Here is a 14,342-nt window from a genome sequence, read left to right on the forward strand (position 1 = left end):
CTCGTACTGCTTATTCTGTTGATTGTACTGTTATTGTTTCTTTTTTTCAGCAGGCGTTGGCTAATGAAAAGGATGGTCAAGCGTGTAGGGGAAGTAATTTTTTCCGATAGTTATCAGGAAAACATCATTGAGATGATTCCAGGGTTTAAACACATGGGAATTCAGACCTCACTTGAGAACAACTTACGTGCCGAGACAGGAGATGTTTTGCATCGACCATTAGGAAATTCTAGAAAATGGCCCCATTTTGATACGTTGACATTTATTCCTGTACAGCTAGAACCTTTTCCAATCGACGGAGAGGAAGATGTTGATATGAAGGTAACGATTGGTCCAGGTGCTAAGAAACCATTGGAGATTGCCATTCCACTCCTGATTAGTGGAATGGGTTATGGCGTTGCATTAAGTGAACAAGTAAGTATCGCTCTTGCAGAAGCAGCGAAGAAAGCTGGGACGGCCATTAATTCTGGAGAAGGGGGTGTGCTACCAGAGGTGTTGGAAAGGTCCGGAAAGTTTATCTTGCAATTTTCCAAAACCGAGTGGTCAAAGGAAAAAGAGCTAATTGAGAGAGCGGATATGATTGAACTTAAGATTGGGCAAGGTGCTTCAATGGGTGTGGGGTATAAAATTTCAGCCGAAAATTTAACTGGGCGTGCACGGGACGTAATGGGAATAAAAGAAGGTGAAGATACGGTAATTTACGAGCATTTCTTTGAAAATCAAACAATAAACGACATTAAAGAATTGGTGGATGAACTAAGGAGGTTATCTGGAGGAGTACCAATTGGAGGAAAGATTGCGGCAGGTGGGAGAATAGAAGAAGATATTGACCAATTGATTGGTTTAGGGGTTGATTTTATTTCTGTTGATGGTGGGCAGGGAGGTACACATGGGGCACCAGCTATTTTAACGGATGACTACGGGATTCCTACATTACATGCAGTTGTTCGAGCAAGTTCCCATATGGAAAAACGGCAGGTTAAGGAAAAGATAAGTTTAATTGTCTCTGGTGGTCTATTTACGCCAGGGGAATTTCTAAAGGTTCTCGCACTTGGGGCTGACGCGGTATATCTTGGAACAGCAATCCTGTTTGCTGTATCACATAGTCTAACATTGCATGCACTTCCCTTTGAACCACCAACCCAAGTCGTATGGAATGAAGGGAAGTTTAAGAACAAATTCGAAATCGATAAAGGAGTTGAAACAGCGGAAAAATTTATGAATGCCTGTGTAGAGGAAATGATGGTAGGACTAAGGGCCATGGGGAAACGCTCACTAAATGAACTCGCGAAATTTGACCTTGTATCCTATGACGAATTAACAGCAAAGATGGTTGGTATTCCTTTTTCATTTGAACCTTGGCAAGCGAAGGGGGATGCTTAATGCTGGAAGTGTTTTCCTCTTGTAGTATAGACTAAGTATAAAAAGCATTGGTGGGGTGTACATATGAATATCGAAACGTATTTAGCATTAGATGCAACGGAAATGGCAAACTTGATTCGAAATAAGGAAATAAAAGCAAAGGAATTAATGGAGGTTGCTTTCAAGCAGTTGGACAAGGTACAACCTATGTTAAATATAGCTACACATATAAGGAAGGAAAAGGCTCTGGAAGAAGCGGAGAGCATTTCGATAGAGGATGCGCCGTTTAACGGTCTTCCTATTTTACTCAAAAATATATCTCAGAGTATTGAAGGCGAGTTAATGACGTCAGGGTCTAAGCTATTAAGTGAAAATAGGTCCAAACATGATTCTTACTTTGTAAAAGCATTTCGTGATGCGGGATTTCACTTTATGGGACATACCAATGCGCCAGAGTTTGGCTTGAAAAATATAACCGAACCTGCATTATACGGTCCGACTAGAAACCCGTGGAATTCGGATTTTTCCCCAGGGGGATCGAGTGGTGGTGCGGCAAGTGCAATTGCTTCAGGTGTCATTCCGATAGCAGGGGCAAGTGATGGTGGTGGATCGATTCGTATTCCTGCATCTTTCACCAGTTTGTTTGGATTAAAACCTACAAGAGGTCGTACAGCGGTTGGTCCAGGATATGGAAGACAATGGCAAGGTGCATCGATTAATTTTGTTCTAAGTAGAACGGTACGAGATAGTGCGGCAATGCTTGATCTGCTTCAAGTTGTTCAACCAGAAGCAGCATTCCAAACACCGTTGTATCCTGGAAGTTATAAGCGAACGATGAGGGAAGCATTTAAGAATCCGTTACGTATTGCTTTTTCAACAAAGTCACCTGTTGGGACACCCGTTTCAAAGGAAGCAGTTGATGCAGTGAGGAAAACGGTTCAGTGGCTTGAAGCGGAAGGCCACCATGTAGAAGAAGAGCAAAATAATGTGGATGGTATTCAGTTGATGAAGGATTACTACATCATGAATAGCGGAGAAATGAATGCCACGATTATTGGGCTTGAGCGTGCATTGGGTCGATACTTAACTGCAGATGATGTAGAAATTGAATCCTGGGTATTGCATCAAGCTGGGAAATCCGTATCAGCTGCTGCATACACAGCAAGTTTAAATTCTTGGGATCATGCAGCAGAAAAAATGGCAAATCTTCACCGTTTATATGATTTTTATATTTCGCCAACAACGGCTCATGTAGCACCGAAAGTTGGAGAATTAACGCATGACTTGGAATCTCGGGAGCGTTTAATTGAAAGGATAAGTACGGCTGGAAATGGTCGCGAGCAGCAAGAAATTGTGTATGACATGTTTTTACCTAGTTTAACGTATACTCCTTTTACGCAACTAGCAAATTTAACAGGGCAGCCAGCAATGAGTGTTCCTGTGCATTTATCAGATGAGGGACTTCCTCTAGGTGTGCAAGTTATGGCACAGAAGGGTGAGGAACACCGACTTTTGCAGCTTGCTTATCAGTTAGAACAATCAGACTTGTGGGTAGGGATGGACGGTAATCCGTATTTTAGTTAGATAGGTAGATTCTTTTGTAGGGCGGTTGCTGGTGGGCTGCGCCGTCCCTTGTGAGATGATATATCGGCGGATAGTGATGAGGTATATCGGCAGATTACTTTTTTCATCATTCACGGAGTTCTCTTAGTTAAAGCCGCTCTACTCAGAATCCAGCAATGCTCAGAAATCTATAAAAACGAGTCAAAATCTCGAATACTAGTTTAAAAATCGCGTCATATGTAAATACTAATTTTACAAATATTTCTACTTTTACTTGCTAGGTATTTCTTGTATAGTTAATATATATCATTGTGTAAATACTAGAAAAGACAGAGATAACCTGAGAAAAAAGAATATATCCGGAGAAGAGAACGTATATCCCGAGAAAAGAGAATATAGCAAAAAAACTAGCATATATCCCAGGAAAGAAGAATATACCCACAAAAGAAAGGGGCGGAGAAATTCATGCAAGGTACGCGCGTGTATAACGAAAAGGTTGAACGAATTTTATCAAATATAAATAAAGTAATAATAGGGAAAGAGGATGTTGCAAGACTTAGTTTAGTAGCATTGCTTGCGGAAGGGCATGTTCTGTTGGAAGATGTTCCAGGTGTTGGAAAAACCATGCTTGTTCGTGCCTTAGCCAAATCACTAGACTGTGATTTTAGAAGAATTCAATTCACCCCAGATTTACTACCATCCGATGTAACGGGTGTTTCCATCTATAACCCGAAAGAACTAGAATTTGAATTCAGGGCGGGGCCAATATTAGGTAATATTATTTTAGCCGATGAAATTAACCGCACTTCTCCTAAGACACAATCATCACTTCTTGAAGCATTGGAAGAAAAGAATGTTACTGTAGATGGAAAATCACTACCCCTTAAAAAACCTTTCTTTGTTATGGCAACTCAAAACCCAATAGAATATGAAGGAACATATCCATTACCAGAAGCACAATTGGATCGTTTTATCTTAAAACTAAAAATGGGTTATCCATCTTTTATCGAAGAGCTTGAAATATTAGAACGAACGTCAAGAAATCACCCTATTGATTCCATTGAAGCAGTGATGACAAAAGATGAATTGATTTTGGCACAGGAAGAGGCAAAAGAGGTTTATATTGATAGAAATATACAACAATATATTATTAATCTAGTAACGAAAACTAGAGAAGATCATGCAACATATTTAGGGGTAAGTCCGAGGGGAGCGATTGCATTAATGAAGGCTGCAAAAGCCCATGCGTATATCTATGGAAGGGATTATGTCCTTCCAGATGATGTGAAATATCTTGCTCCTTATGTGATGGCACATCGGATTATTCTAATGTCAGAGGCGAAATATGATGGTGTAACAAGTGAAGATGTGGTAGCAAATATTGTGAAGACAACACATATTCCGATTCGAAAGGAATTTTAATGAATGAAGGACAAGCTGAAATTCACCTTAAATATAGCATTTGTCCTCCTGTTAATCGCTGTCTTATTTTCATATGCAATGTTCCAAGGTGGCTTTGTTAGTTGGTTCTTATTTTATAGCTTATTGCCAATTATTTTTTACCAATTTGGGCTTCTTCTTTATCCGATGAAAAAATGGAAAGTAACACGCAAATTGTCCAGACAGGTGATAGCGGCTGGGGATGGTGTTACCGTTTCAATTGATATGAAGAGAAAGGTAGCATTCCCCGTCTACTACTGTATTGTGGAGGAAGTGTTTCCAGAAACCCTTCGTAAAATGGATAGCAAACAGGAAAAATATTACTACATGGATCGTCCAGATAAGTTATTGACCGATCGTAATATAAAAAAGGTTGTATTTCCTTATTTTAAGAAGAACATTCGCTTAGAATATACAATTGGACAAGTACCTCGCGGAGAGCATCAATTGACAGCCGTTCGGGTTCGGATTGGGGACGTATTTGGCTTAGTAAAGAAGGAACATATATTCAATGTGGAGGATAAATTAACTGCTAACCCTACTGAAGTGCCGCTGCGATTGTATGAAAAAAATCGAAGCTTTGATCAAGGATCTCGAGCTACTTCACCTATGGAAGTAACTAATACGAATATAGCAGTCGGTGTTCGGGAATATGAGCCAGGTGATAAGTTTTCATGGATTGATTGGAAACAAACTGCTAGGAAGAATACTATAATGACGAAGGAATTTGAACAGGAAAAGGGTATAAATGTTTCGTTAGTGCTTGATCATTGTAACTACTCTTCCCTAAATTTTTTAGCTTTTGAGGCGACAGTCGAGATAACACTTTCTCTTATGACGACCTTCAGAAAGAAATTAACCGAAATTAGTCTACTAACAATAGGTGGAGATAGAAATTCTGCCTTTTTCCCAACCTGTCAGGACGTAGCAATGTATACAATAGCAAAAAGGCATTTGACAGGGCTTAATGCTTCTGGAAATGGCTCTTTTTCTAATGATTTAAAAGAACAGATGATGCGTTTGGGTCATGGGGATATCGTGGTTGTTATTACAACCCATCTTGATGAGCAATTTAAGCAAACGATTCTGCAATTGAATAAACGGATAAAAAGTCTAGGGGTTATTCTTGTTCAATCTAAGTCATTCATTGCTCATCATGAACAAGCAGTGATTAAGGAGCTTCATTCTTCTGGAATGGCTGTGGATGTTTTAACAGAAGAGCAATTAGTAAAAAAACCGATTGAGGTGAGTTTATGATGAATCGTCTTTTTAAGAAAAAGTCATCACTTTTATACACCTCTATCTTGTATTTATGCAGTCTTTTCTTGTTTCTTGAATGGATTTACCCATTAAAAGACGTAACAGACACAAGGAATATTTCCGTGTTTATTATATATGCGATTCTTTGTTTCTTTATTTCCATGCTTCAAGTGAAATGGGGATTTTCCTTTCTAATAAAGGGATTGGTATTATTATTCATTATTTATAGTATGTATATCGAACAACCTATTTTTAGCCTAATGGGTGTAGAGCAGATTGTAAGGGAATTTAACTTTAATATTGAGGCGTTATTTGCCCAACAGTGGCATTATCTTACACCTTTATTTAGGAGTTTTCTGTTTTTTATTTTAATATGGCTGATGAGCTATCTCCTTTATTATTGGTTTGTCCAAATGAAACGGGTCTTTTTATTCGTATTACTAACCTTCATTTACTTAACCGTACTAGATACCTTTACGATTTATAATGCAGGGTTTGCCATTGTCCGATCATTCGTTCTAGCGCTAATTGCTTTGGCTTTTGTCAACATGATGAAGGAGTTAAGTCACGATTCAATACGAAGTGCTTGGTTGCGAAATACGAGGGTATGGTTACCATCTGCAGTAGGAATTATTCTATTTTCCCTCTGTATTGGGATTGCTGCACCAAAGTTCAGTCCACAATGGCCTGATCCTGTTCCATTTATAACAAGTACAGCAGAAGGTGCCGGTCCTACTGGAATGGGAGAAGGTGTGAAAAAGGTGGGTTATGGTGAGGATGATTCAAGGCTAGGTGGGTCATTTATTCAGGACCATACGCCAGTTTTTACAGCAAAGGTATCTGAAGCACATTATTACCGAATTGAAACAAGGGATATGTATACAGGGAAAGGCTGGGTTACGTCAAAAGACCCAGCATATGAACTGCAACAAGATGGCGTGATTTCCTTAAATACATTTGAAGATACGGTTGAAACAGAGAGACTTGAAGCGGAATTGACAATGGTAGAAGGTACAAACATTGAGAAATTAATTTATCCATATGGAACCCGCAATGTAAGCGCGTCTGCTAGTAATGAAGAAGAAGCATCTTATTTTCTAGATAAGAATTCAGAAGCAATTGAAACAAGAACGCAGGATGAACCTATAAGTTTAAGTGGATATCATTTCACATATGATAATCCATCCTTCGCGATCAATCAATTACGTTTAACTACGAATGATGACCCAGAGAATATTGTCGAACAGTACACGCAGGTCCCTGAAACATTGCCACAGCGAGTACAAGATTTAGCAGAGGAAATTACAGCAACATATGATAACCGTTATGATAAAGCGAAAGCAATTGAGCGGTATTTTGGTAGTAATGGTTTTGAATATCAAACAACAGACGTTCCAATTCCTGGAGAAAATCAGGATTATGTTGATCAATTCTTATTCGATTCGATGGTTGGGTATTGCGATAACTTCTCCACTTCAATGGTGGTAATGTTACGAACATTAGATATTCCAGCACGTTGGGTAAAGGGATTTACAAGTGGGGATATGATAGAGAATAATGTTGGTGATGAAGGCGATGTATACAGAGTAACGAATGCAAATGCGCATTCATGGGTTGAAGTGTATTTTCCTGATACAGGTTGGGTTCCATTTGAACCAACACAAGGGTTCTCTAATCTCTCTGAATTTCATACAGATTCTGATGCGAATTCGGAAGACGGTATGACTCAAGATGATACGATGGAAATACCACAAGACCTAGAAGTTCCTGAAGAAGAACAGGAGATACTAGAAGAGGAAGAAGTTGCCCCTGCCTTTAATCAAACGAATAGGTCAGAAAATGGTTTCAAAGTCAATTGGTGGATAATTGGTATGATCCTTGGCTCAATAATAATTATTGGAATAGTTATGTATAAATTAAGATTTCACTTGCAAAAAAAGATGTATGCTTCGAAGTTAAATCATCAGACAGTAGATGAGGAAGCTTTTCAAAATGCATATCATTTTCTAATTAGATTGTTACAACATAAAGGTTATGAAATAGAGCCTGGCCAAACCTTAACAGAGTTTGCTGAGGGTATCGATACACAATATGGAACAAATGAAATGGGTTTACTTACAACTTTTTATGAGCAGATGCTTTATAAAAATGAAACAAATGCTAACCATACGGAAGAACTAACGAAATTATGGAAAGATTTAATTAATCGGATAATGGGTTGACCGCGTCTTTCTTGATTAGTAGAATAAGAAGTAGCATAATAAATATGATAGCCTTTCGTATATCCTCGATAATATGGTTCGAAAGTTTCTACCGGGGCACCGTAAATGCTCTGACTATGAAGGCAGAATAATTTCCATCGCTAAAGCCTTGGTTTCTGCCTTTTTGTAGTTTTTTTTGACTGCAAGAAGTTAGAAATCTAGGTTTTTTTGTTAGTGATTAATAGATTTAAGTAAAGCAAATTACAGATAGGGGCGTAAGTCATGGAGAACGAGCAAATGATTCTTGTACTAGATTTCGGTAGTCAATACAACCAACTAATTACCCGTCGAATTAGGGAATTTGGCGTATATAGTGAGTTGCATTCACATAAATTAACAGCAGAGGAAATTAAAGAAATGAATCCAAAGGGAATCATCCTTTCTGGTGGTCCACATAGTGTCTATGATGAAAATAGTTTCCGCTGTGATGAAAAGCTTTTTGATTTAAATATTCCTGTATTAGGTATTTGCTACGGGATGCAATTAATGGCGCTTCATTTTGATGGGAAAGTAGAGAAGTCAAAGAATCGTGAATATGGAAAAGCCTTGATTGATTTAAACGATAATCCAACACTTTTCAAAGATACACCTAACAGGCAGACCGTTTGGATGAGTCATGGTGATAAAGTAACCGTCGCTCCACCATCTTTTAAAGTAGATGCAACAAGTCCTTCAACACCGATTGCTGCAATAAGCAACGAGGATAAAAAATTGTATGGTGTACAATTCCATCCTGAAGTTCGTCATTCGGAATACGGAAATGATGTATTGAGACATTTCGTATTTGATGTATGCGATAGCGTTGGAAACTGGAGTATAGAGAGCTTTATTGACCAAGAAGTAGCGAATATCAGAGAAAAAGTTGGTGACCGAAAAGTATTATGTGCGCTTAGTGGTGGGGTTGATTCATCTGTAGTTGCTGCCCTAATTCATAAGGCAATTGGTGACCAATTAACATGTATCTTTGTTGACCATGGTCTTCTACGTAAAAATGAAGCAGATGAGGTCATGCAAGTATTTGCTGATGACTTTAAGATGAATATTATTAAAGTTGATGCTAAAGACCGTTTCTTGTCTAAACTTGCTGGTGTAGATGATCCAGAGAAAAAGCGTAAGATTATAGGAAATGAGTTTATCTATGTATTTGATGACGAAGCAGCGAAATTGAAAGATATTGATTTCTTAGCGCAAGGAACGTTGTATACAGACGTTATTGAAAGTGGAACAGATACTGCTCAAACAATCAAGTCTCATCATAATGTTGGTGGTTTACCAGAAGATATGCAGTTTGAGTTAATTGAACCATTAAATACGTTATTTAAAGATGAAGTTCGTGAACTAGGAACCCAACTAGGAATTCCTGATTATATTGTATGGCGTCAACCATTCCCTGGTCCAGGACTAGCTATCCGCGTACTTGGTGAAATTACGGAAGATAAGCTTGAAATCGTTCGGGAATCTGATGCAATTTTACGCGAAGAAATTAAACTAGCTGGATTAGACCGTGACATTTGGCAATACTTTACCGTTTTACCGAACATTAAAAGTGTAGGTGTTATGGGTGATGCAAGAACCTACGATTATACGATAGGTATCCGTGCTGTAACTTCTATTGATGGAATGACATCTGATTGGGCGCGTATTCCATGGGATGTATTAGAAAAGATCTCCACACGTATCGTGAATGAAGTCGCTCATATTAATCGTGTTGTGTATGATGTGACGAGTAAGCCACCTGCTACGATTGAGTGGGAGTAAAATCATAGTATTATAATTAGTTTCCTATAAAAGTCGAACATTATTTACATAAAAATAAATAACGTTCGACTTTTTGTTGACAACCTTCGACAAACTTAGTATTATAGTAATATAAATTAATAGAAATGCGTATAATTTTAGGGAATAAGGGCCTATGAGTATCTACCAGACTACCGTAAACAGTCTGACTACGCAGATTATAGTAATGAATAGAAGTTTAGAAGTTTTATAGACTAGACTGATGATTACTTTTTCTGTATATGTAGCACTCTTGGAGATTCCAAGGGTGCTTTTCGCTTTCTAATGTCTTGCTCCAGCGCCCAGCGACTAGCGAGACTTCCCTCACCTCCGTACGATAAGGCAGGCATCGACTCAAGTTGTAAGGAAGGCCGACTAAAAACGGGCATAGGCTCAGGCGTCGGCATACCCCATAAAGGGGCGTGTTTCCTTTATCTCCTACGTAGGATTGTTCGATTAAAATCGAACCACCCACGCTCTGCGTGGGCGCAGTCTGTACGTCGCTAAACGGGCACTTCAGCTTTTCTAATTATAAGGAGGAACAAAGAATGAAGAAGTATTTTCAGTTTGAAGAATTAGGAACAAATTTTAGAACAGAGTTTATGGCGGGGTTAACTACATTTCTCGCAATGGCTTACATATTATTCGTTAACCCGCAAACCTTAGCGGATGCAGGAATGGATCAAGGTGCTGTATTTACAGCGACGGCATTAGCGGCAGCTATTGGTACATTAATAATGGGGCTTGTTGCAAAATATCCAGTCGCACTTGCACCTGGAATGGGATTAAATGCATTCTTTGCTTATTCCGTCGTTTTAGGAATGGGGATTGCTTGGGAAACAGCTTTAACTGGAGTAATGGTTTCTGGACTTATATTTATCGTTTTATCATTATCAGGACTCCGTGAGAAAATTATCAATGCTATTCCTGCTAATTTAAAATTAGCAGTTGGTGCAGGTATTGGATTGTTTATAGCTTTTATTGGTTTAATAAATTCAGGAATTGTTGTAAATAATGATGCGACATTAGTTGGTATCGGGGATATTACTTCTCCTACTGTTTTGTTAGCGATTTTTGGATTAGTGGTTTCTATTATTCTATTGACTAAAGGGATGAAAGCTGGAATTTTCTATGGAATGATCATTACAACAATTGTTGGTATGATTTTTGGCTTGATTAATCCTCCAAGTGGTTTAAGTGACATTGTTGGAAGCGTACCAAGTATTGAACCGACTTTTGGTCAAGCGTTACTACATTTAAGTGATATTTTTACCCTTGATATGTTGGTTGTAATTTTGACATTCTTGTTTGTTGACTTCTTTGATACAGCAGGTACGTTGGTGGCTGTGGCAACACAGGCTGGATTAATTAAAGATAATAAACTACCACGTGCAGGTAGGGCGTTGCTTGCAGATTCTACTGCAACAGTTGCGGGTGCTATAATTGGTACATCAACTACTACTTCGTTTGTTGAGTCAACAGCAGGTGTAGGTGTAGGTGGTCGTTCAGGTTTCACATCGGTTGTTACAGCTGGGTTTTTCTTACTAGCTCTATTCTTTTCTCCATTACTTGGGATTGTAACATCTGAGGTAACTGCGCCAGCATTAATTATTGTTGGTGTAATGATGGCAGCGCAACTGAGGAATATTGAATGGGATAGGTTTGAAATTGCAGTACCAGCATTCTTTATTGTTCTAATGATGCCATTAACATACAGTATTGCAACGGGTATTGCTGTTGGATTTGTTTTCTATCCAATTACGATGATTGTTAAAGGTCGCGCGAAGGAAATACATCCAATTATGTATGGTCTGTTTGTAATCTTTATTCTATATTTTATTTTCTTAAGTTAATTTAGTGAAGGGCTGGAACCATGGGTGAGTGGGTTCCGGCCTTTTTTTGTATGTAGTCTTTGACTTGCGTTCATAGTTAAATAGAGAAGCACTGCCACTCCAATTCTTTCATTTACTAATATAACATTCGACAAATTCTGCCATTATTCGACAAGTGACAGGCACCGATTTATGCCGTATTATTATAAGGGTGGAGGGACTAGTTATGAAGAGATCGTTAACATGGAGATTAGGATTTATTATTATTGGCGTTATTCTTGCGACCGTTGTTATTAATGCTATTACTACATATAGAACAGCGTATGATAGTTTGTACCAAGCTGCGGGGGTTGAGGCCTATGGTTGTGCAAACATAACGACTGGGCTTTTGGATGCGCAAGATATTGAAGACTTACAAAATGGAAATAGAAGTGAAGAAATAGGAGAAAAATTAAATTGGACAATTGACCATAAAGATATCTTTGAAAATCATTATGTGCTTAGTTTGGACGGAGAAATTCTAGCATTAGATGATAATCTGGAAGAGCAGGGCTTTGATATTGGGGATAACTTTTATATGGATGAAAAAGCGATACAAGCATTAACAGAAATGAAACATTCCACGTACTCGGAAGTATATGAATATGGTGGAATGGAGCGAATTTCTGGTTATGCCCCTATATTCAAAGATCATGATGCAACAAAAGAAATAGTAGCGGTTAGTGTTATTGACTTTGATGCAAATATCGTAACAGAACGCACGTGGAATGTGGTGAAAGAAGGAATATTGGTTGGGTCCATCCCTTTATTAATTGCTGCATTTATAACGATCTATTTAATTAGAAAGAAAACAAAACCACTTTCAACACTTATCGAGCGAACAAGAAAAATTGCTGATGGAGATATCACGGAGCAGGAAAACAAGATTTCTAGCAAAGATGAGGTTGGTGATTTAGCACGGAATCTTGATGAGATGTCTATCTATCTAAGAAAGGTTATTACAACCATTAAAGAGGCATCCGATGATTTAGTGAAGAGTGCAAATTATACATCTACCTCTATGAAAGAAATGAGTGTAGCTCTTGGTCAAGTTTCGCATAATATGGAGGAAGTAGCTGCTGGAACTTTTGAAGGTGCCGAGATGACTACTAACACCTCGAATGCGTTGATAAATCTTGCAGAACTCATTAACATCTCTAGCGAAAAGGTAGATAATAGTGTGAAGAGTGCTGAATATACAATGAAAACAGCAGTAGATGGGATTCAAAAAGTGAATGATACAGCAGAACAAATGAATGCAATTAAATCATCATCATTAGAGACAAAACAAACCATTGAGGCGCTTAATGCCTATACTACTGAAATTCAACAAATCACAAGGACGATTACTGGAATTGCAGAGCAAACCAATTTATTAGCACTTAACGCAACAATAGAGGCTTCTCGAGCAGGTGAACATGGGAAAGGATTCGCTGTTGTTGCAAATGAAATAAGAAAATTAGCTGAACAATCGAACGTAGAAGCCCAAGAAGTAGAGAAAGTTATTTCGAAAATCACATCAAGTATTGTGGAATCTGTAACAAGTATTGAGGATAGTCATAAAAAAGTGGAATCTGGCGAGCGAACGGTTAGTGAAACTGGAGAAGCACTTAATAGTATTCGAATAGCGATTAATAATATTGCTGAAGAAATTAGCAGTTTATCCGATTTAACACATGATGAGGAAAATATATCTGAGCAAATTGTTCAACATATCCAACGTTTGGAAAAAGCTAATGAAACGATTGCAGCTAGCGCAGAAGGCGTATCAGCTGCAACAGAAGAATCTACTGCTTTTATCGATGAAGTTTCAAACCGATCATCAAAACTAGCAGAAATGTCCAATAATCTTAATTCAATTGTTAATAAATTTAAGCTATAGATAAAAAGGAACTCTAATCGGTAAACACGAGATAGAGTTCTTTTTTGTCTTTCATTATAACCGCTGACTAAATCCAATAAAAAAAACAAAATTCGACAAAACTCTACAAGTGACAGGCACCTTGCCTTTGATTGATTTTAACAGTAAAATGGGAGTTGGAATTATTAGAATATTTAGGAGGTGTATACATGAAACCATTAATTGGAATAACCTCATCCATGGAAATCAACCAATCACAATACACGATAAATAATAATAATGTGAAAGCTATCCTTCAAGCTGGGGGCATGCCTGTAATGCTACCGTACCTGTTGAGCGATGAAGATATCGATCAAATTGCAAATCATATTGATGGTTTATATGCAACAGGAGGATACGATATTGACCCTACATTATTTGGGGAAGAGCCTCATCCGAAACTTGGCACAATTATTCCTAACCGTGATTTTTTTGAGATTGCTTTAATTAAGAAACTGCTTGAGATGGATAAGCCAATTCTAGGAGTTTGTAGGGGGAGTCAGACGTTAAACATTGCTGTAGGTGGCGATATGTATCAGGATATTTATTCCCAAATCGATAAAGAATTGCTCCAGCATGCTCAAAAGGCTCCAAGAGAATATGGGTCCCATTTTGTTACTGTTCAAGAGGGATCACTGTTACACCAAATAACAGGTGAAGAAAAGTTAAGAGTAAATAGCTATCATCATCAAGCAAATCGGGGTGTATCAAGTGACTTTCAGGTTAGTGGTGCTGCGAACGATGGTGTAGTTGAGGCGGTTGAAAGTAAAAAGCATCGATTCGCTCTCGGGGTGCAATGGCATCCAGAAGCAATGGTCGTTACAGGTGATAAACCGTCCCAGAAGATTTATGAAGCATTTATAATAGCGTGTTTAGAAAAATAAGCGTTCTTAAATAGACAGAATCGAG

General features: G+C 38.2%; 9 protein-coding genes and 2 riboswitches. All 9 genes read left to right on the forward strand.

The window, feature by feature from the left end:
• Positions 1–63 precede the first annotated feature (63 nt).
• The 9 genes from D8M05_RS14940 to D8M05_RS14985 all read left to right on the forward strand — a co-directional run bounded on the left by D8M05_RS14940 (position 64) and on the right by D8M05_RS14985 (position 14,317).
• On the forward strand, positions 64–1,383 hold the full coding sequence (locus D8M05_RS14940) for an FMN-binding glutamate synthase family protein (protein ID WP_183072817.1): 1,320 nt from the start codon (positions 64–66) through the stop codon (positions 1,381–1,383).
• A gap of 63 nt (positions 1,384–1,446) precedes the next feature.
• Complete coding sequence (locus D8M05_RS14945; protein ID WP_121133193.1) at positions 1,447–2,946, forward strand: amidase family protein; 1,500 nt, start codon at positions 1,447–1,449, stop codon at positions 2,944–2,946.
• Between the two features lie 444 nt (positions 2,947–3,390).
• Entirely contained in the window at positions 3,391–4,347 is a 957-nt protein-coding gene (locus tag D8M05_RS14950; RefSeq protein ID WP_121133195.1) for an AAA family ATPase, read from the forward strand.
• 3 nt (positions 4,348–4,350) lie between these two features.
• On the forward strand, positions 4,351–5,622 hold the full coding sequence (locus D8M05_RS14955; protein ID WP_121133197.1) for a DUF58 domain-containing protein: 1,272 nt from the start codon (positions 4,351–4,353) through the stop codon (positions 5,620–5,622).
• Complete coding sequence (locus D8M05_RS14960; protein ID WP_245985418.1) at positions 5,619–7,847, forward strand: DUF4129 domain-containing transglutaminase family protein; 2,229 nt, start codon at positions 5,619–5,621, stop codon at positions 7,845–7,847. Before D8M05_RS14955 ends, D8M05_RS14960 begins: the two co-directional genes overlap by 4 nt.
• A gap of 35 nt (positions 7,848–7,882) precedes the next feature.
• Positions 7,883–7,984, forward strand: a riboswitch (purine riboswitch).
• A 124-nt stretch (positions 7,985–8,108) separates the two neighbouring features.
• Entirely contained in the window at positions 8,109–9,644 is a 1,536-nt protein-coding gene (gene guaA, locus D8M05_RS14965) for a glutamine-hydrolyzing GMP synthase (RefSeq protein WP_121133201.1), read from the forward strand.
• 107 nt (positions 9,645–9,751) lie between these two features.
• A riboswitch (purine riboswitch) is annotated at positions 9,752–9,855 on the forward strand.
• A gap of 355 nt (positions 9,856–10,210) precedes the next feature.
• Positions 10,211–11,515, forward strand: a complete 1,305-nt coding sequence (locus D8M05_RS14975) for an NCS2 family permease (protein ID WP_121133204.1) — start codon at positions 10,211–10,213, stop codon at positions 11,513–11,515.
• A gap of 205 nt (positions 11,516–11,720) precedes the next feature.
• Positions 11,721–13,415 (forward strand): methyl-accepting chemotaxis protein, encoded by a 1,695-nt coding sequence (locus D8M05_RS14980; RefSeq protein ID WP_121133206.1) that lies wholly within the window; start codon positions 11,721–11,723, stop codon positions 13,413–13,415.
• Positions 13,416–13,603: 188 nt separating this feature from the next.
• Positions 13,604–14,317, forward strand: coding sequence for a gamma-glutamyl-gamma-aminobutyrate hydrolase family protein (locus tag D8M05_RS14985; RefSeq protein WP_121133208.1), 714 nt, complete (start codon positions 13,604–13,606; stop codon positions 14,315–14,317).
• Positions 14,318–14,342: the final 25 nt, after the last annotated feature.

The sequence above is a fragment of the Oceanobacillus bengalensis genome, assembly GCF_003628445.1.
GTDB classification, from domain to species: Bacteria; Bacillota; Bacilli; order Bacillales; family Amphibacillaceae; genus Oceanobacillus; species Oceanobacillus bengalensis.